The 22817-nt window shown below is 71.0% G+C and carries 15 protein-coding genes; 13 read left to right on the forward strand and 2 right to left on the reverse strand.

What is annotated here, in order from left to right; translation table 11 throughout:
• The first annotated feature begins 173 nt into the window (after positions 1 to 173).
• From ACH442_RS33080 to ACH442_RS33095, 4 genes are read left to right on the forward strand one after another with little or no spacing between them, the layout of a single operon-like run.
• Positions 174 to 1721: an ArnT family glycosyltransferase gene (locus ACH442_RS33080; RefSeq protein WP_396342068.1), complete on the forward strand. Its 1548-nt coding sequence runs from the start codon at positions 174 to 176 to the stop codon at positions 1719 to 1721.
• Positions 1718 to 2896, forward strand: a complete 1179-nt coding sequence (locus tag ACH442_RS33085; protein ID WP_396342067.1) for a glycosyltransferase — start codon at positions 1718 to 1720, stop codon at positions 2894 to 2896. The genes ACH442_RS33080 and ACH442_RS33085 overlap by 4 nt, the downstream gene beginning before the upstream one ends.
• Positions 2897 to 2913: 17 nt before the next feature.
• Positions 2914 to 4938: a galactose oxidase-like domain-containing protein gene (locus ACH442_RS33090; RefSeq protein WP_396342066.1), complete on the forward strand. Its 2025-nt coding sequence runs from the start codon at positions 2914 to 2916 to the stop codon at positions 4936 to 4938.
• Positions 4935 to 5447: a hypothetical protein gene (locus ACH442_RS33095; RefSeq protein WP_396342065.1), complete on the forward strand. Its 513-nt coding sequence runs from the start codon at positions 4935 to 4937 to the stop codon at positions 5445 to 5447. Before ACH442_RS33090 ends, ACH442_RS33095 begins: the two co-directional genes overlap by 4 nt.
• A gap of 10 nt (positions 5448 to 5457) precedes the next feature.
• Here ACH442_RS33095 and ACH442_RS33100 read toward each other — a convergent pair whose 3' ends face one another.
• Complete coding sequence (locus ACH442_RS33100) at positions 5458 to 8187, reverse strand: hypothetical protein (RefSeq protein ID WP_396342064.1); 2730 nt, start codon at positions 8185 to 8187, stop codon at positions 5458 to 5460.
• A gap of 187 nt (positions 8188 to 8374) precedes the next feature.
• Between ACH442_RS33100 and chvE the strand changes: the two genes are divergently transcribed.
• On the forward strand, positions 8375 to 9508 hold the full coding sequence (chvE, locus tag ACH442_RS33105) for a multiple monosaccharide ABC transporter substrate-binding protein (RefSeq protein ID WP_396342063.1): 1134 nt from the start codon (positions 8375 to 8377) through the stop codon (positions 9506 to 9508).
• 61 nt (positions 9509 to 9569) lie between these two features.
• On the opposite strand, the gene ACH442_RS33110 is transcribed toward chvE, so the two are convergent.
• On the reverse strand, positions 9570 to 10967 hold the full coding sequence (locus ACH442_RS33110; protein WP_396342062.1) for a family 43 glycosylhydrolase: 1398 nt from the start codon (positions 10965 to 10967) through the stop codon (positions 9570 to 9572).
• 158 nt (positions 10968 to 11125) lie between these two features.
• Between ACH442_RS33110 and ACH442_RS33115 the strand changes: the two genes are divergently transcribed.
• From ACH442_RS33115 to ACH442_RS33150, 8 genes are all read left to right on the forward strand, one after another.
• The gene (locus tag ACH442_RS33115) at positions 11126 to 11401 is read left to right on the forward strand and encodes a hypothetical protein (RefSeq protein ID WP_396342061.1); all 276 of its coding nucleotides are present in this window, start codon (positions 11126 to 11128) and stop codon (positions 11399 to 11401) included.
• Between the two features lie 112 nt (positions 11402 to 11513).
• Positions 11514 to 12356 (forward strand): hypothetical protein, encoded by an 843-nt coding sequence (locus ACH442_RS33120; RefSeq protein WP_396342060.1) that lies wholly within the window; start codon positions 11514 to 11516, stop codon positions 12354 to 12356.
• A gap of 407 nt (positions 12357 to 12763) precedes the next feature.
• Complete coding sequence (locus ACH442_RS33125; protein WP_396342059.1) at positions 12764 to 15079, forward strand: putative bifunctional diguanylate cyclase/phosphodiesterase; 2316 nt, start codon at positions 12764 to 12766, stop codon at positions 15077 to 15079.
• 659 nt (positions 15080 to 15738) lie between these two features.
• Positions 15739 to 17871, forward strand: coding sequence for a hypothetical protein (locus tag ACH442_RS33130; RefSeq protein ID WP_396342058.1), 2133 nt, complete (start codon positions 15739 to 15741; stop codon positions 17869 to 17871).
• A gap of 31 nt (positions 17872 to 17902) precedes the next feature.
• Positions 17903 to 19408: a GT4 family glycosyltransferase PelF gene (pelF, locus tag ACH442_RS33135; RefSeq protein WP_396342057.1), complete on the forward strand. Its 1506-nt coding sequence runs from the start codon at positions 17903 to 17905 to the stop codon at positions 19406 to 19408.
• 114 nt (positions 19409 to 19522) lie between these two features.
• Complete coding sequence (locus ACH442_RS33140) at positions 19523 to 21052, forward strand: hypothetical protein (RefSeq protein ID WP_396342056.1); 1530 nt, start codon at positions 19523 to 19525, stop codon at positions 21050 to 21052.
• 26 nt (positions 21053 to 21078) lie between these two features.
• A complete protein-coding gene (locus ACH442_RS33145; RefSeq protein WP_396342055.1) occupies positions 21079 to 21807 on the forward strand; it encodes a sugar phosphate nucleotidyltransferase in 729 nt (242 codons plus the stop codon).
• Positions 21807 to 22703, forward strand: a complete 897-nt coding sequence (locus tag ACH442_RS33150) for an NAD-dependent epimerase/dehydratase family protein (protein WP_396342054.1) — start codon at positions 21807 to 21809, stop codon at positions 22701 to 22703. Before ACH442_RS33145 ends, ACH442_RS33150 begins: the two co-directional genes overlap by 1 nt.
• Positions 22704 to 22817: the final 114 nt, after the last annotated feature.

Here is a 22817-nt window from a genome sequence, read left to right on the forward strand (position 1 = left end):
CGCCTGCACCGAGCGGCACCCACCTCGCGCCGATCAGCATGGCCGCAGGCGAGGGCCAGAAGGGCATGCCAAGGAGGGCACAGCATGACCGCCTGCACCGAGCGGCACCCACCTCGCGCCGATCAGCATGGCCGCAGGCGAGGGCCAGAAGGGCATGCCGAGGGAGGCACCGCATGACCACTGTTGAACTCGCCAAGCCGATCTCGGTCGTGCCGGCCGCGGCTCACGACGTACGCGCAAGAATGGATCTTGTTCTTGCTCTGGGCCTGACCGCGGTGATCGTGACGCTGCTGGCCTGGAACATCACCGGATTCCCGTCGGCCAGCGACGACGAGGGCACCTACCTGGCGCAGGCCTGGGCGGTGCAGCACGGCCGCGGCCTGGCGCACTACACCTACTGGTACGACCACCCGCCGCTGGCCTGGATCCAGCTGGCCGGCCTCGCGTGGATCCCGGCGTGGCTTGCCCCCGGCCTGACCGCGGTCGCCGCCGGACGGATCGCGATGCTGCCCGTCCAGGCGGCCGGCCTGCTGCTGGTGTACCTGGTGACCCGGCGCCTCGGCCGGTCGCGCTGGACGGCGTCGCTCGCCCTGATCACTTACGGTCTGTCGCCGCTCTATCTGACCATGGGCCGGCAGATCTACCTCGACTCGTTCGCGGTGGTGTGGATGCTCGGGGCGCTCGCGCTGGCCCTCTCGCCGCGCAGACACCTGTGGCACTTCGCGGCGGCCGGCGGCGCGGCCGCGGTGGCCGTGCTGTCGAAGGAGACGATCGCCGTCGTCCTGCCGGCCGTGCTGGTGGCGCTCTGGCAGAGCACGGCTCGCAGCTCGACCCGGCCGTGGGCGCTCGGCGCGTTCACCAGCGGCCTGGTGCTGGTCGGCTGCTTCTACCCGCTCTACGCGGTGCTGCGCGGGGAGCTGTTCCCCGGCGCCGGGCACGTGTCGCTGATCGGCGCCTGGCAGTTCCAGCTCGGCTCACGGTCCGGGTCGGGCAGCGTCTTCTCGGCCGGGTCGGGCGCGTCGTCGCTGCTGCACTCATGGCTCTACTACGACCCGGTGATCCTGATCGCCGGAGCGGTGGCCGGTTTCGCCGGGCTCGCGCTGCGCCAGGTCCGGCCGGTCGCCCTCGCCGGCACGATCCTGGTCCTGGTCGCGCTGCGGCCGGGCGGTTACCTCCCGGCCATGTACGTCGTCCAGGTCCTCCCGTTCTTCGCGATCGCGATCGCCGGCGTCCTCGCCGCCGTCGTCGCCGCCCTCCCCCCGGCGCACGTCCGGTGGCGGTGGGCCGTGCTCACGCCGGCGGTCGCGCTGACCGTCGCGGTGATCGCCCCGCAGTGGTACGTCGGTGACCGCCGCGCCCTGACCACCGACGACAACGCCCCGTACGCGCAGGCCGCCGCCTACCTCCACGATCAGCTCCCGGGCCGGTCGGGCGGAACCGTCGTCGTCGACGACGTGCTCTGGCTCGACTGCGTGGACGCCGGCTACCCGCCCGACGAAGTCCTCTGGTTCTACAAGGTCGACCTGGACTCGGCCGTCGCGAAACGGCTGCCTCACGGCTGGCGCGACGTCGACTACGTCGTGTCGACCCCGGCCATGCGCCAGGACCCGAACAGCCTGCCGACCGTACGGACCCTGCTGACGAATTCGACCGTGATCGCCTCGTTCGGCCCGCAGGACGGTCGCATCGAGATCCGCCGCGTGCACAAGGAGCTGCCATGACCGTCACCACCGACCGGAGCAAGGTGCGCGCGACGATGCGCGGAACCATCGGCGAACCGCCGGCACGGACCGCGCTGCGGCAGACCGTGGTGGTGCCGACCTTCAACGAGCGCGACAACATCGCCACCCTGCTCGGCCGGCTCGCCGCGGCGCTGCCGGCCGGCGAGACCGAGATCGTGTTCGTCGACGACAGCACCGACGACACTCCCGAGGTCATCCGGGCCGCGGCGCGCAACTGCCCGATCCCGGTCGTCGTGCACCACCGCGAGGACGGCGCCGGCGGCCTCGGCGGCGCCGTCGTCGAGGGCATGCGCCTGGCCCGCGGCGAGTGGATCGTGGTGATGGACGCCGACTTGCAGCATCCGCCGGAGATCGTGCCGGGCCTGGTCGGGGCCGGCGCCCGCGACGGCGCCGACCTGGTCGTCGGCAGCCGGTACGCCGGTGGCGGCAACCGCGACGGCCTCGCCGGCGGCTACCGGCGGATCGTCTCCGGCGGCTCGACGGTCGTCACCAAGCTGATCTTCCGGAACTCGCTGCTGCAGGTGAGCGACCCGATGAGCGGCCTGTTCGCCATCCGCGCCAGCTCGCTGGAGGTCGAGGAACTGCGGCCGCTCGGCTACAAGATCCTGCTGGAGCTGGTGGTCCGCAACCGGCCCGGCCGGATCGTCGAGGTGCCGTACGCGTTCCAGCCCCGGCACGCCGGCGAGTCGAAGTCGTCGCTGGCCGAGGGCCTGCGCTTCGTCAAGCACCTGGGGTTGCTGCGCTTCGGCGCCCAGCGGGCCCGGATGCTGCTGTTCGGGCTGATCGGCATCTCCGGGCTGCTGCCCAACCAGGCGGTGCTCTGGGCCCTCACCCATCTGGCCGGCGTGCACTACCTGCCGGCCGCGGTGATCGCGAACATGGTGGCGGTCGGCTGGAACTTCGCGCTGGTCGACCGGCTCCTGTACCGCAGTCGCCGCGACCGGCCCTTCGCCGGCCGGTTCACCCGCTTCTTCCTGCTCGGCAACGCCGACCTGCTGCTGCGCATCCCGCTGCTGGCGCTGCTGGTCGACGGCGCCCACCTCGGGGTCCTCTGGGCGAACCTGATCACGCTGGTGATCTCGTTCGCAGCCCGGTTCGCCGTCTCCGACAAGGTCATCTACCGGGCCCGAGCGCTGAAGCCAGTGCCGGCATGACGGCGCCACGGCCCTGGGTGAGCAGAACGGACCGCAAGCGCATCGCCCAGGTTCTCGTCGTCGCCCTCCTCGCCGCTCTGGTGCCGACCGCGGCGCACGCCGGCGCCAACCTGGTCGCCAACCCGGGCGTCGAAGGACTCGCCGGCAACGGGTTCCCGGTCTGCTGGGAGAGGTCCGGCTGGGGTGACCAGAACTTCACTTTCGGCCTGTCCCACCCCGGGCACACCGGCGCCAACGCCATGCAGATCACGCTCGTGACCGCGTCGAACGGCGACCGCAAGGCGATGATGCTGGAGAACCCGTCGTGCGCACCGAACGTCACGCCGGGACACCAGTACGACCTCTCCGCCTGGTACACGACCACCACCGCGAACACGGTCATGACCATGTTCCGGCACGACGTCGCGCACGGCTGGGTGTACTGGACCGACCTGGCCACCCTGCCGGTCACCGCGACGTGGACGCGGAAGACCGTCCGCACCCCGCCGGTCCCGGCCGGCACCGACCAGATCGTCTGGGGCGTCACCGTCTACGGCGTCGGCACGCTGCGGACCGACGACTACGCCATGGACGACGTCACCGCCCCGGCCCCCGGCACCTCGTGCAGTGCCGGGGACGCCTGCACCAAGGGCGTCTGGCAGGTGATGCCGTTCACCTCACCGGTCCGCGGCATCCACACGGTCGTGCTGAAGAACGGTGACGTGCTGCTCGTGGCCGGCTCGGGCAACGATCCCGACGCGTTCGCGGCCGGCACGTTCACCACCGCCGTCTACCACCCGTCGACCGGGACGTTCACCACCGTGCCGACCCCGGCCGACCTGTTCTGCGCCGGTCACGTGCAACTGCCCGACGGGCGGGTGCTGATCATGGGCGGGAACAAGGCGTACCCGGCCGCCGACGGCAGCCACGGCTACGAAGGCCTGAAGAACTCCTACGTCTTCGACCCGGCGACCAACTCGTATTCGCGGGTCAACGACATGACCGCGGGCAGCTGGTACCCGTCGGCCACGGTGCTGGGCAACGGCGACGTGATCTCGCTCGGCGGCCTCGGCGAGGACTCGTCCGGCACGGTCGCCACCCAGTACTTCAAGACCAGCGAGTCACGGTGGCTCAGCCTGAACGAGGCCCACCAGACGTGGAACTTCTGGGGCCTGTACCCGTCGATGATCCTCATGCAGGACGGGCGGCTGTTCTACTCCGGCAGCCACGTGTTCGGCGACGGACTGCCCGGCACCGGCTCGTCGATCTACGACTACGGCACCGGCACCATCACCCCGGTCCGCGGCCTGCAGAACAAGGACCAGCGCGACCAGTCGATGAGCGTGCTGCTCCCACCGGCCCAGGACCAGAAGGTGATCACCATGGGCGGCGGCAACATCAACACCAACGTCGACGCCAACCCGCTCACCGACATCATCGACCTCAAACAGCCCGACCCGGTCCACATCGCCGGCCCGCCGCTGCCGGCCGCCAAGATGTACGTCTCCGCGGTGCTGCTGCCCGACGGCAAGGTCTTCGAGACCGGCGGCGGCCTGCACAACCGCGCCGACCCGGTCTACGAAGCCTCCATGTACGACCCCGCGGCCAACACGTTCATCGCCGGCATGGCCACCGACCCGGTGCCCCGCACCTACCACTCGTCGGCGTTCCTGCTGCCCGACGGGCGGGTCATGGCCGTCGGCGACAACCCGGGCAACGGCACGTTCGACATGCGGCTGTCGGTCTACTCACCGCCCTACCTGTTCCAGGGCGCCCGTCCGCAGATCTTGACGATCCCACCAACCGATTGGGCGTACGGGTCCACGCAGTCGATCACCGTCGACGGCCCGGTCCTCAAGGCCGAACTGATCCGCCCCGAAGCCGTGACCCACTCCAGCGACCCCAACCAACGGTTCGTCGACCTTCCCATGTCGGTGAACGGCACCACCATCGGCCTCAACGTGACCAGCAACCCGAACATCGCCCCGCCCGGCTGGTACATGCTGTTCGTCGTCGGCACGAACGGCGTCCCGTCCGTCGCCCAGTGGGTGCACCTCGGATGACCGCCCGTCGCCTCTTCTCCCTCACCGCGGTGGTCGCACTGGTCGCGGCCGCCGCGGCGGTGCTGGTGCTGCTCGGGCGGGCCGCCCTCACACCGGGTGACCCGCCCTCGCCGCTCGCCGCCGCCGCCGAGCCCTCCTCACCACCCGCACCGGTCCCGTCGGAGCCGGCGCCTCCGCCACCCGGGAAGCCGGTCCCCGCGGCCACTCCCCCGGCGAACCCGGTGCCCGCCGCCGCACCGGCCCCGTTCGTGCAGCACTTCGCCAGTGGCGCCACCGCCGGCCCGCTGCCCCGGCGGAAGTCACCGACGGCGACAGTCGACGTGCCCGCCTTCGTCGACGGCTGCGACCACAACTACGGGACGCCCACCCAGTGCGTCCCGCTGACCTTCCCACCCGGCGTCACCGACAGATGCGCCTGGCTGGCGGCGCACGGCTTCACCCAGCTGCTCGTCGCCGGCCGGGACGACCAGCACCTCGACCCCGACGGCGACGGCACCGCGTGCGACTGATCAGCATCGGTCATCGCCGGGTGCACACCGGCACCGGTTCCGCGCCGGGGAAGTCCCGGCTCCAATCGACGCTGACCGGGTCGGTGCAGGCCCGCCGGATGACGGCGTCGAGGTCACTGTCGATGTGCCACAGCCCCGACTTGCCGTCCAGCAGCGAGAGCCTGTCGCCGTCGAGGCGGGGTGAGCTCAGGCGCAGGCCCTGCACGCGCAGCAGAAGCAGTCGCCGGCCGCTGTGGGCGTCCCAGACCCGGGCCTCGGCACCGTCGACGACGGCGACGGTCTGCCCGCCGGCGTCGAAGGCCGCGACGGCGGTCTCGTCCAATCCGTCGGCGCGAGCCACGACCCGTGGCGCCAGCGGATCGGCGACGTTCACCATCGTCATGGTGGCGTTGCCCAGGTACGAGGTGACGGCGATCAGTTGGCCCGGCCCGGCCCGGACGACGGCCGGGTGCGGAACGCGCAGCACGGTCGCGGTCAGGTGGCCGTCCGGAGTCCAGTTCTCGATGACGTCCTGGTCGCCGTCGCGGCGGCTGACGATGATGCCGGAGCCGTCGGCGAGCACGGCGGTGCCGACGACGCCGACGACCGGCAGCCGGCGTGCCACCTGATCGGCCGGCCGCCACACCCGGGCCGACCCGTCGGCACCGACCGCGCTCAGCAGGGAGCCGTGGTGGTCCATGCCGTCCAACCTCCCGAGGCCGTCCGGCGCCGCGATCCGATGCGGGTGGTCGAGGTCGGTCAGATCCCAGAGCTCGGAGTGGTCCGGCCCGCTCCGATAGATCGCGCGTTGCTCGTCGCCGCTGCTCAGGTACCGGTAGCTACTCGCGGTGGGCAGCCGGCCCGCGGGTAGCCACGCCCGGCCGTCACGCCGCCAGAGCTGTTCGTCGCCGGACTCAGCGGCGTACGTGGCCGCGTACCGGCCGGGTGGCTCGACGAATCCGCGCCCGAGGGTGGTGGCGCCGGCGGCCGCGTTCGCCAGCACCAGCGCGTCACGGGCCTCGGTGGTGGGTGCGAGCCGATAGGCCGCCAGGGCCAGTCCGGCGGCCTCACGGGGCCGCCCGGCGATCATGTCGCGGGCGGTGGCGGACGCCCGCAGGGAGAGCGCCTCGTTGCGCTGCCGGGTCGCCCGCTGCTGCGCGGCCACCGCGGCCACCGTCGTGCCGGCCAGCAGGACCGCCAGGGCGGCCAGCCCGGCCGCGAGCCGGCGCAGGCGGCGGGCGGCGCGCCGGCCGGCCTGCGCCCGCGCCCGGTCGGCGCGGAGGCCGGCGTCGAGGAACTCGCGTTCGTGCGGGTTGAGCCGATCCCGCAGGGCACCCGCCTGGTCGAGGACCGCTCCGCGGTAGAGGAGGTCGGGGTCCCGGCTGTGTTCCTCCCAGGCCAGGGCCGCCTCGGTGAGCCGATGCTGGACGCGCAGGTTCTCCCGGTCGGCGGCGATCCAGCCGGCCAGCCGCGGCCAGGCGCTCAGCAGTGTCTCGTGGATCAGCTCGACACTGTCGCGGTTGATGGTGATCAGCCGGGCGGCGGCAAGGCGATCGAGCAGGGCGCCGGGCGTGGCGAGGTCGGCCCGCCGGGCCCGTCGTCTGGTGTCCTCGACGCCGTCGCCCGGCGTCACCAGACGGGTGAACAACAGCCGGGCAGCCTGCCGCTCGTCCGGGGTGAGCTGCTCGAAGGTGGACTCGGCGGTCCGGGCGAGCGCGTGGTCGATACCGCCCGCGTCCTGGTAACCGGTCAGGGTGAGAACCACGCCCCGGCGGCGCTGCCAGGTCTCGGCGAGCGCGTGCGACACCAGCGGGAGCGCGTTCGGCTGCCCGGCGACATCAGCGATGAGGCGGGCGACCAGCGCGGTCTCGATCGTCGCCCCGGCGTGCGCGGCCGGCTCGGTGACCGCCGACCGCAGTTCCTCGGTCGACATGGGGCCGAGCAGGATCTGCGCGCGATGCAGCGTGGTCACCAGCTCGGGATACCGTGCGCAATGGCCGTAGAAGTCGGCGCGCACCCCGATCACGATGCGAGCCTTCGGCCCGGCGGCCCCGGTCAGTGCCCGGATCAGCCAGAGCCGGCCGGCTTCACCGCAGACCGTGAACACTTCCTCGAACTGGTCGACCACCAGCAGCACGTCGCCGCCGGCCTTCGCGAGCCAGCCGCGCAACGCCTCGGGGCCGGCGGCCAGGTCGCCGCGGACCCGGGCCACCGGCTCGTCGGCGAGCTGCGCCACGGCCGCCGCCAGCTCGGTGATCGGATCCGCCCCCGGTGTGACCACTATCGGGGTGCTCTCGGTGCGGGCGACCAGCCCGGCCCGGAGCAACGACGACTTACCTGAACCGGAGGAGCCGAAGACCCCGACGAACGGCCGTTCACCGACCAGCGTCACGAGGGCCGTGGTGACCGCCTCGCGGCCGAAGAACCGATCGGCGTCGTCGACCTGATAGGCGGCCAACCCGACGTACGGAGCGGCTGCGCCGGAGTCCTTGCCCGGTAGCGCCGCGGCGAGGTGCCGCCACCGCTCGGTCCATGCGCCGGCGTCGCCGCCGCACGCCCGGACGACCGCACGGGTGATGGCCAGGCTGGGCAGACGACGGCCGGACAACGCGTCGGACAATGCCGCCGCCGAATAGTTCGTCCGCTTCCCCAGCTCCCGATACGAGAGCCGGCCGGCCCCGAGGCGCAGTCGGCGCAGGTCACCGGCGAAGCGGAGCAGCGGAGTGTCCTCGGACTCCAGCGGGCGTTCCTGTCGGGGCACGTCACCTCCACCACATGCCGGCACCGCCGCGCCGTGTCCGGTGTTCGTTGTTCAGTTCCCGGCGCCGAAGCTGAACATCCCGCGGCTACCTAAGGTCGGAAGCCGCCCCTCTCCACAGTAGATCGCGCCGAGGTGGCGTTCTCCATCCCTGAACAACAGCAACTCCCGGAACAGCAAGGAGCTGTGAATGCGACTGTCCCGCGTCGTCATCGTGGCGGCGGCTGCCCTACTGGCCTGCTCGCCCGCCGCTTGCGGCTCCAGCGAGAAGAACGCCGACAAACAGGCGGCCGCCGGCGCCGCGGACAATACCGGAGCCCTGATCGGCGTCACCATGCCCACGCGAGCGTCGCAGCGGTGGAACGGTGACGGCGAGAACGTCAAGAAGGATCTCGAGGCGCTCGGCTACAAGGTCGACCTCCAGTACGCCGAGGATGACATCCCGACCCAGGTGAACCAGCTGGAGAATCAGATCACCAAGGGCGCCAAGCTGCTGATCATCGCATCGATCGACGGCACCGCGATGACCTCGCAACTGCAGAGCGCGGCGGCCGCGAAGATTCCGGTCATCGCCTACGACCGGCTCATCCTCAAGTCCCCCGACGTCGACTACTACGCCACCTTCGACAACTACAAGGTCGGCGTGCAGCAGGCCACCTCGCTGCTCGTCGGCCTGAAACTGCGCAACGCCGACGGTACGCCCGGATCCGCCAAGGGCCCGTTCAACATCGAACTGTTCGCCGGCTCGCCCGACGACAACAACGCCACGTTCTTCTACAACGGTGCGATGTCGGTCCTCCAGCCGTACCTGGACAAGGGCACGCTCAAGGTGCCGAGCAGGCAGACCGATTTCAAGACGATCGCGATCCTGCGGTGGCAGGCCCGGACCGCGCAGGACCGCATGGAGAACCTGCTGACGTCGACCTACCGGGCCGGCCTGAAGGTGGACGGGGTGCTGTCACCCTACGACGGCCTGTCGGTCGGGATCGTCTCCGCTCTCAAGAGCAACGGCTACGGCGCCGCCGGGCAGCCCTATCCGGTGATCACCGGCCAGGACGCCGAGGTCGCCTCGGTGAAATCGATCATCGCCGGCGAGCAGTACTCCACGATCTTCAAGGACTACCGCGATCTCGCGAAGACCAGTGCACAGATGGCCGACGCGATTCTGAAAGGCGGCAAGCCCGCCACGAACAACGACAAGGACTACGACAACGGGGTGAAGGTGGTGCCGTCGATGCTGCTCGACACCACGATCGTGAACAAGGCCAACTATGAGAAGGCGCTGATCGACAGCGGCTTCTACCAACGCACCCAACTGCAGTGACGAAGCCGGCTCCCGGCGTCACGCCGGTCACCGTCCCCGCAGGACGGTGACCGGCGGACGATCAGGCGACGTCGATGGCGTCCAACTCGGCGTAATTCGCCCCCTTGCCGTACGAAATCGTGTTCGTCCCGGCCTTGAGCGTCACGTCCCGCTCACTGGTCTGCCAGTTGTCCCACCCCGTGACCGGGTAGTCGACGGTGCCGGCCGCCACGCCGTTGACGACCAGGGTGTGGCCGGCCGCCCCGCCGTCCGAGCCGTTGGCGAACCGCGTCGAGAGCCGGTACACCCCGGCCCGCGGCACGTACACGGTGAACGTGACCCGGCTGTCGGCGAAGTCGATGCCACCGACCACGGCCCCGTTACTGGCACCTCCGGCCGCGTACCGCGCGTTGGCCCGCGTGAAGTCCGCGTCCTCCGCCTCGTAGCGGATCCGCGCGCCCGCCACGATCGGACGGCTGCCCTGCCAGTCCAGCCGCTGCGAGTAGACCGCCCGGTAGGTGAACGTGGGATCCCAGCCGTGGAAGACGATCCGGTCCCGCCCGTCCGGCCCGGTCACCACGTCCTGCCCGCCGGGCCCGCGCACCGCACCCGCGAACGCGTCCGTGGTCATCAGCGGAACATCCGATTTGGTGTACGGCCCGCGCAAGCTCGGCGACGTCGCATAGCTGCTCACATAGCTGCCGTTGCCGAAGAAGTTCGCCGAGTAGAACAACACGTACGTCCGGCCGTGCTTCCACAGGGTGGGCGCTTCCACCAACGTACCCTCGAAGGGCTTGTTCTGTTTGATCAGCTGCGACTCGGTGCCGGTGCGTCGCAGGCCGTCCGCGCTGACCTGCTGCAGATGCAGCCAGGTGTCCTGCGCGCAGCAGTTGCCGTCGTTCTTCCACAGGATGTAGCGGCGCCCGTTCTCGCTGAACGAGGAGGCGTCGATCGCGCCACCGATCTCCGGGGTGCAGACCAGCGCGGCGTCGCGCGGCACGAACGGTCCGCCCGGCGACGTCGCGGTCGCGGCCCCGATGCACTGCTTTCCGGAGGTACGGTCGTGGGCCGTGTACCACATGACGAAACTCTTCGGCCCGGTCGCGAACACCTCCGGCGCCCAGACGCCGTGATCACCGGTACCGCCGGGTGGGAAGGTCCAGTCGGAGTCGGCCCACGCACCGAGCGTCGGCAGCGCGTCACCGGCCTGCACCGTCCAGGTGACCAGATCGGTGGAAGTGGCCCACTTGATGTGCCGGCCGTCGCTGTTGGTGGCGTAGGCGTAGTAGGTACGCCCGACCTTCATCACGTCCGGATCGGCGAAATTCTCGTCGATGACCGGCCCGGACACCACGGCCTTGACCGTCGGCACGGTCTCGTGCGGCATCGCGGCCAGGGTCGGAACGGGTGCGGCGGCCGTGACGGTGAGCAGGCCGGCGGTGAAAAGCAGGAAGCCGCGCAGAGCACGGGATCGGAACACGGGTCCTCCAGTGAGTCGGTGGATCTCGGCCAGAGATGCTCGTAAATTAACCCGCCGAGCCGCCGAGCGCCGCTCAGCCGGGCCGGTACCGGAGCAACTGTCGGGGTGCGACCACTGGTTGACCTGGCGGTCGGCGCGGATCGGGAGGGGCGGCCGGTATGGACGATGCGGAGATCGATCGGCCGGGCGACCTCCGGGTCCGCCACTCGTGGGCGCGGCCCGGGCGCAGGCTACGGCCCCGCCTCACGATCGACGTCGACGCCGAGGTGGCGGCCGTCGTCACGGACCGCGACGGCCGTCTCCTGCTGGCCGTCGCCGAGAACGACGGCCAGCTGCAGCTCTGGGATCCGGCCACCGGTGAGCCGGTGGCCGGGCCGTCGCTCACCGGCCCGGCCACCTGGGCGTCGGCCAGGTCGACACCGTCTGGGCGCTGATCTGGCATGGTGGTCTCTGGCCTCCGGCCCTCCCGGCGGCACCGCTGACCGAACCAACCGAGAAGGGCTGATCCCTGCTTCGGGACACCTGCCTGGTGCAGAATCCTCGTTCGTGAACTCACCGACCCCTGCGATCGCCGTCTTCGGCACAGCTGCTGTCGTCTCCGCAACGGGCGCCGGCATGGAGTTGCCGGTGATCCGATACGGTGCCGAGATCGTGGCGATGCTGGCTTTGTCCGCAGGCGCAGCACTGACCGGCCGGCACCGCGCCTTGAGCCTCCTCGGCCTGCTGCTGGCCGGCGCGGCTCTGGCCGATCTCGCCGCGACCTGGATGACCTATCCGAATCCGGCGCCCACGGCTCCTGACGGCTGCCCAGTCGCAGACGAGGCGGTCACCGAGTACTGGACCGGCCGGCTGCGCCTGAGCCAGCTCGCGGCGGCACTGCACTTCGGCGCCCTGATCTGCGGGATTCTGGCGGTGTCAGCATTGCCCTCACGACCAGGTCTGCATCGCTGGCACCGGCCCCTGCTCGTCACGCTGGTGTCGACCCCAGCGGTCTTGATCGGCCTCTACCCGATCTACTCAGCCGACGACCGTACCGAGCTGCTGGACCGCACCACGCCGGCGATACTCACTCTGGCTGCTGCGGTCGCGCTGACGGTCCTGAGCATGACCCGCACTGCTGGCGGTCGGGCACGAATGACAGCACTCATGGCCGGCGGTGCGCTCGCCTATGTACCCGCGTTGTTCGCCGTCGAGCGGGTCGCCGGCCCGATCGTCCAGTTGCAGCATCTGTCTCCCGAGCCGGAGCCTGGCGTGTTCATGACGTGCGCCTACGGATACGGAACGCCGGCCACCTCACCTTCCACGGTCGCGTTGACCGCCGCCGGCATCCTGCTCGTCCTGGCCGCCCCCGCGCTCCTGGTGTGGGCGTCACCGCGACCAGCCGGTTGAACGCGCGTAGCGATGAACCGGCCTCGTGCCGCGTGTGGCCGTGCCGTGATCGGGTGCACGGATCTGCCGCTGATACCGCGCTGGTCAGGTGGGAAGCCGCGGAGGTCGCGGCAGGCTGTCCGGTCAGGCCGAGGCGGGCCAGGGAGCGCCGTCGGCGGTGTCGAAGCGGTAGAGGTGGTGCCTGTCGGCGGCGAACAGCGCGACCCGGTCCCCGACCGGCACCGCGGTCAGGCCGTCGAGCAGGTCGCCGTCGTCCGGGTTCCGGCCCGGCCCGGTGAGTCGGACTCCACCTTTGTGCCTCCCGCCGGATCGTCCGATCTTTCTACCAGCGGACCGCTACCAGGTTGCTCCCACCCGCCCGCGCGGCTTCGCTCAGACCGAGGTGGCGGCGTGACGATGGCGTGGTCATGCCGAATCGTCTCGCTCCGCGTCGTGCCCGGCCGGGCGTGCTGTCCCGTGGGAGCACGGCGCTGATCCTCGGCGCGTGCGGGATGCTGGTGGCGTTCCTCGTCTTCTACGCGACCGGGCTGGGCAGCGCGGAGCTGCGGACCTGGGTCACCGATCTCACGTACGTGCCGATCAGCCTGGCGAGCGTCGTCCTGGGCTTCGGGGTGTGCCGTTCCCGGAGTCTGGGTCGGCGGACCCGGCGGGCGTGGTGGTTCATCACGGCGGCGTTCGCCTGCGAGGCTTTCGCCAACACGGCCTGGTTCGTCATCGAGGCCGTGCTGCACACCAGTCCGTACCCGTCGCTCGCCGACCTCGGCTATCTCGCGTTCTTCCCGCTGCTGCTGACCGGGCTGATGCTGACCCCGGTCGACCGGCGCAGCGGTGGTGGCCGGGCCAAGCTGATGCTCGACATCGTGGTCACGGCGGTCAGCGTCGCGATGATCATGTGGTACTTCGTGCTCGGTCCGACCATCGCCGTCGCCGGTGCGCAGCCGCTGGCGGCCGCGGTGTCGATCGCCTATCCCTGCGGGGATCTGATGGCGATCTGCGGGATGGCGATCGTGCTGATGCGCGGGGCGGTCCCGGCGAGCCGGCAGGCGCTGCGCGTCCTGATCGCCGGAATGCTGGTCTTCGTGGTCGCCGACATCGCGTACGCCTATGAGGGTCTGCACAACTCGTTCGCCGGCGGGAACTGGCCGGATCTGTTCTGGCTGACCGGCAACACGCTGTTCGCGGTCAGCGCCTACCTGCAGCAGAGGAACGCCGGGCCCGGCGCCGACCACGAGCAGGAGCGGGAGGCCACGACCGACACCCGGGCCTCGGGCGTCACCGTGGTGCCGTATGTGACGGTCGCCGCCGCTTACGTGCTGGTGCTGGTCGCTTCCCGGCACACCTCGCTGTTCCCGCTGGGCGGGCTGATCATCGGCGCGGTCGTGGTCACCGGCGCGGTGGTCGTACGGCAGCTGGCGGCTCTGCGCGAGAACCGTGCCCTCGCCGTGACCGACCAGCTCACCGCGATCCCGAACCGGCGCATGGCTCAGCAGCGGCTCGCCGACACGGTGGACCGCGCGAATGCCACCGGCCGTGGCGCGGCGGTGCTGCTGCTGGACCTGGACCGGTTCAAGGAGATCAACGACGTGATCGGCCACGACGCCGGGGACGCGCTGCTGGTCGCCATCGCCCAGCGGCTCGACCGGGTGGCGAGCGGCCTGGGTCTGGCCGGCCGGCTCGGCGGCGACGAGTTCATCCTCGTGCTCGACGAGGTCACCGGCGCGGAGGACGCCGTGCGCATCGCGCGGGTCCTGCTCGGCGCGCTGAGCGAGCCGGTGGTCTACGGCGAGCACCACTTGCACACGTCGGCCAGCATCGGGGTCGCTCTCACCGGCACCGCCGGTTCGGCCGACGAGTTGCTGCAGCAGGCCGACGCCGCGATGTTCGCGGCCAAGCGGGCCGGTGCGAGCCGCTACGAGGTCTACCACCCCGGGCTGGACGTGCGGGCCCAGGAGGCGGAGCTGCGCCACGCCATCGAGAACGACCAGCTGGTCCTGCACTATCAGCCGGTCGTCGACCTGCGGACCGGGGCGACCGACGGCGTCGAGGCCCTGGTGCGCTGGGCCCACCCGAAGCGCGGGCTGCTCAGCCCCGGCGCGTTCATCCCGCTGGCCGAGCAGAGCGGCCTGGTCGTCGCCCTCGGCGCCTGGGTGCTGCGCCGGGCCTGCACCCAGAGCCAGGGCTGGCGGACGGACGAGGTGACCGTCGCCGTCAACGTGTCGGCCACCCAGCTGCGCCGGCCGGGGTTCGTCACCGAGGTCACCGGCATCCTCGCCGAGACCGGCTTCCCGGCCGACCGGCTCGTCCTGGAGCTGACCGAACACGTGCTGATCCACGACGACACCGTGACCCTGAGCAAGATCAATGCGTTGCGTGGTCTCGGCATCCGGATCGCCGTCGACGACTTCGGCACCGGGTACTCCAACCTCAGCTACCTCGGTCTGCTGCCCATCGACATCCTCAAGATCGACCAGTCGTTCGTCGCCCGCATCGCCGGGACCGGCGCCGACCGTACCGTCGGCGAGGCCGTCGTGAACCTCGGGCATGCCCTCGACCTCGACCTCATCGCCGAGGGCATCGAGACCGGCGACCAGCTCCAGATTCTGCGTGACCTGGGTTGCCGGCACGGCCAGGGCTTCCGCCTCGCCCGGCCGATGGCGGCCGAGCAGATCGCCGCCCACCTGGCCGCTCAGGACACCACGGCGGTGGCGAGCGGGGTGGCCTGAGCGGGCCGGGGACCGTGGCCGCCTTCACACGTCGCGCCGGCCGGTGGCCGGCTCGGTCAGCGCGCGGGCTACGACCGACGGCGCCTGACGTCATATCGCCCAGCCGGCCGATACTTCGAACACGCCATTTCTTACATCAATGGCAGCGAATGGACAATCAGCTCGCCGTTCAGAGTTTCGGACCATTCGCATCAGTTTGACGACACTTTCGTGTGGCATTCACCTGCGCTCGCGTCAAGGTTCCACCAAAGAGCTTTCGTTCGCTTTGCGGGAAAGCTCGCGAGCCGGCGCTTCTCCGCTTGAAAAGCGATAAATGCCGACAAGTCTCCGCGCACAGCATTGCCCGGACAACTTGTCACGGGTCCGCTTGCAGACCGTTACGGATCAAACACGGAAACGGCATGTCAGGGTGTGGACCGGCGACCACAGAAATGTTGACGAATCGACCCGGGACGATCTCAAAAGAGGACCGCTAGCATTGCCCCGCGCCCGGGTCAACGCTTCGCGACAGCAAACAAAATGCGGTCGAGCACCCGCCGGAAAATCCTTAAATCTTGCTTAGACTCGCCGTCGGCCCATCCCTCCGGACGTCTGAGCCGGCCCACCGCACACGCTCGCAGGGCCCCGCTCACTCGTCTGCCCGTCCTGGAGGTCGCCCGATGACTCCTGCCCTTCGCACGTCCCGAAGGCCGTTGCGCACGCTGCTGGCCGCCCTCTGCGCCGCTCTGCTGGTGGCCGCCGTCGCCACGCCGGCCGCCGCCCAGCCCGCCGCGCCGAAGCCCGCACCAGCCGCCCCGCACGTACCCGGGTTCGGTGCCGTGGCCCGTCCAGCGGCCACCCGGCCGGCCCCGCTGCCACGGCGCTCCGGCAAGGTGGCGGTGCAGACCGCGAACACGCTGGGCGCGCGGGCCGCCGCCGTGGCCGGCAACGATCGGGTGGCGCTACGGGCGCTGGTCGTGGCGACCAACGCCGACGACTTCGGCGTGCCCACCTGGAAAACCACCCTGGACCGGGTCGGTGCGGCCTACGACGTGCTCTACAGCGCCGACACCGCGGTCACCACCAACACCCTGGTGCGCGCGGACGGCACCGGTAAGTACAACGCGATCCTGCTGACCAACAGCATGCTGCTCTATGCCTCGGGCGGCGCCTACCTCAACGGCCTGGACAGCACCGAGTGGAACCTGCTCTGGGCCTACGAGCGCAACTTCGGTGTCCGCCAAGCCGCGCTCTACACCAGCTACGGCTCCTGGCCCGAGGACTACTGCCTGCGCTCGGCCGGCGAGACGTCGGTCGGTGACACCCCGCTGAACCTGAACCTGACGACGGCCGGTGCCGGGGTCTTCGACTACCTGCGGGCGGACGTCACCGTCCCGATCACCCAGTCGTACGTCTACCGCACCTCGATCGCCACCGGGTGCGCCGCCGACGCGATCGCGACCAGCGGCAGTGACGTGCTGGGCGTGCGCACCACCTCGGCCGACGGCCGCGAGCGGATCGCGCTGACGTTCACCTCGAACCAGTACCTGGTGCAGTCCGACCTGCTGGTCTACGGCCTGTTCCGGTGGACGACCAAGGGCCTGTTCCTCGGTGAGCAGCGGCATCACCTCAACGTCGACGTCGACGACTGGTTCAACACCGCCGACCACTACTACCCGGACGGGCACGTCGAGTACACCCCCGGCTACCAGGTCTCCGGGCACGAGGCGGTCAACCTCAACTCCCAGCAGGCGGCGCTGCGCACGACGTACCCGCTGGCCTCGGGGTTCACGTACAACCTGGCGTTCAACGGCGCCGACATCGACCCGTTCGCCGGGAACACGTGCAGCCCGGACGGCGGGATCGACCAGCTCACCGCGACGACCAAGTGCCTGGCCGGGAACTTCCGGTGGCTGAACCACACGCTCAACCACCCGGAACTCAACCAGACGGACTACGCCACGACGTACGCGGAAATCCTCGACAATCGCAACGCCGGTGCGGCAATCGGGCTGGCCGCGCCCGACGACGTGCTGAAGACCCCGGAGTACTCGGGGCTGGGCGTCTACACCGTGGACCCGAACGACGACACCGGGGTCCCGGTCGATCACGGGCTGGCCGGGTCGAACCCGAACCTGCTGCAGGCGGCCAAGGACCTGGGCGTGAAGTATCTGCACGGCAACATGTCGTTCGCCAGTCACCAGCCGCCGCACCTGAACGCCGGGATCGTGCACCCGCTGGAGCCGAGCCTGTCGGTGGTGCCGGACTGGCCGACGAACATCGCCTACTTCGTGACCACCCCGGAGGAGGAGACCGCGTTCTACAACTCCTTCTACGGGCCGAACGGCAGGTTCCCGTACTGGCCGACCGACCGCACGTACGCGCAGATCGTCGACTACGAGGCCGGGGTCGGCCTGCAGCACGTGGCCGCGGGCGGGATCAATACGCACACGTTCCACATCGCCAACGTGCACGACTACGGCAGTGGGCAGAGCCTGGTCAACGACTGGGTGACGACGGTGGCCGCCAAGTACAGCTCGTACTACGCGGTGCCGCTGCTCAACGAGACGTGGTCGCAGATCGGGGCGTACACCAGCGTGCGCACCGCCCACTTCGCGCAGCTCGCGGCCGGTGCCGACGCGGTCTACGACCGGGTGGCGGGCACGGTGACGGTCAGCTCGCCGCTGGCCGGAACGCTGCAGGCCGGCGGTGTGCAGACGACGAACACGACGACGTACGGCAGTGACCGCACCACCGAGGTCACCCTGACCGCCGGAACTCCGGTGACACTGCCCGCGGCGCCGCGGGTCTGATCGGCGGCCGGCGCGGGAACGGGGGCCGCACGTGCGCATCGCACTGGTGTCGGAGGGGACCTACCCGTTCGCCATGGGTGGCGTCAGCATCTGGTGTGAGCAGCTCATCCGGGGCATGCCGGACTACCGCTGGCAGGTAGTGGCGCTGACCGTGGACGGCACCGAGGAGCCGGTCTTCCCGGTGCCGGGCAACCTCGACCGGGTGCAGTCGATCCCGCTGTGGGGTGGTGGTCCCGACGACCACCGCCCCCGGCGGGCCGGGCGGGGGCGGCCCGGTGCCGCGTTCACCGACTCGTACGAGGTCTTCCTGCGCGCACTCGTCACGCCGCTGGAGACCACCTCGCCCGAGGAGGGCGCCACCAACCGGGGCCTGTTCCTGCTGGCGCTGCGCGGGTTCTACGAGTACGCCGCCGCCGGTGGTGACCTCGGTGCGGCGCTGATGTCCAACGAGGCGCTCGGCATGATGATCGACGCCTGGGGCGACCTGCGCGTCTCCGACAGCGAGCCGGCGCCGACACTCGCCGACGCGCTGCAGGCGACGTGGCTGATCGAGCACATGTTGCGGCCGCTGAGCGCGCCGGTGGTCGAGGCCGACATCGTGCACTGCTCGATGAACGGGCTGTCCACGCTGGTCGCGATGACCGCCAAGTGGCGTTACGAAACCCCGTCGGTGATGAGCGAGCACGGCATCTACCTGCGGGAACGGTACATGTCGTATCTGGAGGGCGACGCGTCGCACGCGGTCCGGGTGCTGGTCCTCAGCTTCTTCCGGTCGCTGGCCGGGGCGGCGTATCTGACCTCGGACGTGCTGGCGCCGCACTCGGCGTACAACCGGCGGTGGCAGTTGCAGAACGGCGCCGAACCGGAACGCATGTGGACCATGTACAACGGCGTCGAACCGGCCGAGTTCCCGGCGGCCATCGGCGAGCCGGAGACGCCGACGATCGCGTTCATGGGCCGGATCGACCCGCTCAAGGACCTGCACACGCTGATCCGCGCGTTCGCCCTGGTACGCGCGGAGATGCCGGAGGCCCGCCTGCGGATCTTCGGCGGCACGCCGGCCGTCAACCGGTTCTACCACGAGTCGTGCGTGCAGCTGATCGACGAGCTCGGGCTCACCGGCGCCGCGGTGCTGGAGGGGCGGATCGGCAACGCCGTCGACGCCTACCACGCGGGCAGCATCGTGGCGCTGACCAGCATCTCCGAGGGCTTCCCGTACACCGTGGTGGAGGCCATGGCGTGCGGGCGGCCGACCGTGTGCACCAACGTCGGCGGGGTGGCCGAGGCGGTCGGCGACACCGGGATCGTGGTGGCGCCGCGCGATCACGCCGCGGTCGCCCAGGCCTGCCTGACGCTGCTGCGCGACGACGAGCGGCGGCGCAACCTCGGGATCGCGGCCCGGCAGCGGGTCCTCGACCACTTCACGCTCAGCCAGTCACTGCAGATGTACCGCAACGTCTATGAGGGCCTGGTCGTCCCGCTGACCGCCGGGGCAGAAGCGCGGCACCTGCGCGGGCTCGGCGAGGTGTCGCGATGAGCGGACTCGCGAGCCGGTCCCCACGGCGACACCACAGCGAAACAGAGGTGTCGCGATGAGCGGACTCGCCAACCGGTCCCCACGGCGACACCACAGCGAAACAGAGGTGTCGCGATGAGCGGCGGAGATGTGGAAACTCCGCAGGTCACCGCGGGGAAGAAGCCACCGCGGCAGCATCCGGCCGGGAAGCGGTTCACGGCCGGGGAGCACCCGGCGCCGGTCCTGCACCCGGTGGTGCTGCCCCAGATCTCCACCGACCCGCTCGACGAACTGGTCGACCGGCTGCGGCCCCGGCTGCGCCGCGCGGTCGACGGGCTGCAGGTGGCCGCCGCGCTGGAGGCGGACGGCTGCACCGACCGGATCGCCCGGGTCGAGTACGGCTTCACCGACGTGTTCGTGCTGGCCGACGAGGTTTTCCGGCGCCTCGGCCCGCAGGCCCTGGAGGATTCCGGGCCGCCCGCCCGAGCCCGCGGCCGGTGGGAGACCCTGCGGGTGCTGGCCCACGGCCCGCTCTACGCCCTGCCCAGTGTGGTCTTCCCGGCCGTGCTGGCGGTGCTCGGGCAGCGGTCGCTGGTGCTCGCCCTCGCGCTGGCCGGCGGGCTGGGCTGGATGTACTCCGGCACCGCGGCGTACGCGGCCTACAAGCTGCTCGGCGCGTACCGGCCACGCGCGGCGGCCGTGCTGCTGGCCCGGACCACCCTGGCCGGGCCGCTGATCGGCGCGGCGGCCGGTGCCACGGTCGTCGCCGTCACGGGCGGCGGGACCGCGCTGATCCTGCTCACCGCCGGTCAGCTCGCGTATCAGATGGCCGGGACCGTGCTGGTCTTCTACCGCCAGGAGGGCCGGCTGGCCGCGACCATGCTGCCCGCGGTCGTGGGCGGCGGCGTCTACCTGATCGCCGGCGCACCGGCGCGTCCGGCGGCGATCGCGTCCGCGGTGGCCGGGGTGCTCGCGGCGTACGTCGTCGCGCTCGCGTCGACCCGCGGCCGGGGCGAGCGCGACGAGCTGCCCGGCGGTCCGGTCCTCACCACCTGGCGGCGAGGGATCACCGGGGTGACCTGCTACGGGCTGTGCTCGGCGACGCTGCTGCTGCACGCGCAGGCGCCGTACCTGCTGACGCGTTTCGACGTGGCGGCCGCGGCGGCACCGCTGATCCTGGTGATGGGCTTCGTCGAGTGGCGGGCCGAGCACTTCCGCGGCGCGGTCGTCGGGCTGACCCATCGGATCGGACGGCCGGCCGATTTCCGGGCGGCGGTCTGGCGGCGCATCCTCGGCGACACCCTCGCCTGCCTCGCCGTGACCGTGGTGCCGGCCATCGCGCTGCTGGGCTCGCTGGCCGCGATCGGGAAGCTCACCGCCGCCGGGATCCTCATGACGGCGGCCCACGTCGTGCTCGGCGGCGCCTATCTGACGGCGTTCCTGCTGGCCGGCTTCGAACGGCACCTGTGGCTGTGCCTGTCCCTGCTGGCCGCGATCGCGGTGCACGTCGGCGGAGGTGTGCTGCTCGGCGCCGGCCCGATCGTCGACCCGCCGGGTTCGGCCACCGTCGACACGGCGCTCTACCTGGGCAGCGTCCTCGGGCTGCAGGCCCTGTTCCTGATCGGCCTGGCCCCGCTGGTGAGCCAGGCACGCCACTACCGGTAGATCGACGACTGGGAGGTAGATCTGCGATGCACGCGGTCATTCTCGCGGGCGGCAAAGGGGTACGGCTGCGGCCGTACACCACCACGCTGCCGAAGCCACTGATGCCGATCGGCGACAACCACGCGATCCTCGAGATCGTGCTGAACCAGCTGGCCGACTGCGGTTTCCGCTCGGTCACGCTGGCCATCAACCATCTCGGCCCGCTGATCCGGGCGTACGTCGGTGACGGCGCCCGCTGGGGGTTGCGCGTCGACTACGTCGAGGAGGACCGGCCGCTCTCGACGGTCGGGCCGCTGTTCAACATCCGGGACAGTCTGCCCGAGCACTTCCTGGTGATGAACGGCGACGTGCTGACCGATCTCGACTACGGGGATCTGCTGCACCGGCACGAGCTCGCCCGCACCGGGCTGACCGTCGCGGTCGCCGAACGAACCCACAAGATCGACTTCGGGGTGCTGGACGTGGAGTCGACCCGGATCGTCGGCTTCCGGGAGAAGCCGCACCTGCGCTATCAGGTCAGCATGGGCGTGTACGGCATGTCGCGGCGCACCCTCGCGCCGTACCAGCCCGGCCGCGCGTTCGGCTTCGACCAGCTGGTGCTGGATCTGCTCGCCCGCGGCGAGTACCCGGACACCTACCCGTTCACCGGGTTCTGGCTCGACATCGGCCGCCCCGAGGACTACGACGAGGCCAACCGACGGCTGGCCGAGCTCAGACCAGTGTTGTTCCGCCAGCGCCAAGAGGAGCCCGTCTGATGTCACGAGTGCTGTTGTTCGGATCGTCCGGTTTCATCGGCGCACACGTGCGGGCCGCTCTGGAGGCCGATCCCGGCGTGCGGGAGCTGATCAGCCCGGGCCGCGCCCGCTACGACCTGGTCGAGGGCGACCGCGACGGGCTGACCGGGCTGTTGCGCGAGACCGCGCCGGACTCGGTGATCTGCTGCGTCGGCCGGCTCGGCGGCACCAACGAGGAACTGATCCGCGCCAACACGCTGGTCGCGGCGAAGCTGCTGGACGCGGTGGAGGCGGCCGCGCCGGGCACCCGGCTGGTGCGGCTCGGCTCGGCCGGTGAGTACGGCGTGGTCGCCCACGGCCACGCGGTGACCGAGAACGATCCCACCGAACCGATCGGCGCGTACGGCATCAGCCACCTCGCCGGCACGCGACTGTTCGAGCTGGCCGCCCGTACCGGCCGGGTCGACGCCGTGTCGGTGCGCGTGTTCAACCCGATCGGGCCCGGACAGTCCGCGGAGAACGTGCTCGGCCGGGCGCAACTGCGGCTGCGGGAGGCGGCACAGTTGGGTGCGTCCGAGATCGTGCTCGGGCCGTTGGGCGCGTACCGCGACTTCGTCGACGTCCGGGATCTCGCCGCGCTGCTCTGCTCGGTGGTGCTGACGCCGAGCCTGCCGAGCCGGATCTACAACGCCGGCAGCGGTGCGGCGGCCCCGGTCCGTACCGCCGTGCAGTTGCTGGCCGAGCAGGCCGGGTTCACCGGGGAGATCCGTGAGCACGGCAGCGGTCCACAACGCTCGGCCGCCGTCGACTGGATCCAGGCCGACATCAGCCGGGCCCGCACCGAGCTCGGCTGGACGCCGGCCGTCGACCTGGCCACCACGATCAAGGACATCTGGGCCGCGGGGGCACCGGGGTGATCCCGGCCCGGGTCGCGTGGCTGCTCGCCGCGGTCGTCACGATGGTGGCGATTGCCGTGGTGGCGCTCTTCGCTGTCCGGCCGGCGACGCGGGCGGGCCGGGGCCGCGGGACTC

The sequence above is a fragment of the Actinoplanes sp. NPDC020271 genome, assembly GCF_044388125.1.
Taxonomy (GTDB): Bacteria; Actinomycetota; Actinomycetes; order Mycobacteriales; family Micromonosporaceae; genus Actinoplanes.

Excerpts from the sequence above, each read along its gene's own strand:
- ACH442_RS33085 (WP_396342067.1), top strand. The coding sequence starts at position 1,718 with ATGACCGTCACCACCGACCGGAGCAAGGTGCGCGCGACGATGCGCGGA.
- ACH442_RS33130 (WP_396342058.1), top strand. The coding sequence starts at position 15,739 with ATGACTCCTGCCCTTCGCACGTCCCGAAGGCCGTTGCGCACGCTGCTG.
- ACH442_RS33095 (WP_396342065.1), top strand. The coding sequence starts at position 4,935 with ATGACCGCCCGTCGCCTCTTCTCCCTCACCGCGGTGGTCGCACTGGTC.
- ACH442_RS33125 (WP_396342059.1), top strand. The coding sequence starts at position 12,764 with ATGCCGAATCGTCTCGCTCCGCGTCGTGCCCGGCCGGGCGTGCTGTCC.
- chvE (WP_396342063.1), top strand. The coding sequence starts at position 8,375 with ATGCGACTGTCCCGCGTCGTCATCGTGGCGGCGGCTGCCCTACTGGCC.
- ACH442_RS33140 (WP_396342056.1), top strand. The coding sequence starts at position 19,523 with ATGAGCGGCGGAGATGTGGAAACTCCGCAGGTCACCGCGGGGAAGAAG.
- ACH442_RS33115 (WP_396342061.1), top strand. The coding sequence starts at position 11,126 with ATGGACGATGCGGAGATCGATCGGCCGGGCGACCTCCGGGTCCGCCAC.
- ACH442_RS33150 (WP_396342054.1), top strand. The coding sequence starts at position 21,807 with ATGTCACGAGTGCTGTTGTTCGGATCGTCCGGTTTCATCGGCGCACAC.
- ACH442_RS33080 (WP_396342068.1), top strand. The coding sequence starts at position 174 with ATGACCACTGTTGAACTCGCCAAGCCGATCTCGGTCGTGCCGGCCGCG.
- ACH442_RS33145 (WP_396342055.1), top strand. The coding sequence starts at position 21,079 with ATGCACGCGGTCATTCTCGCGGGCGGCAAAGGGGTACGGCTGCGGCCG.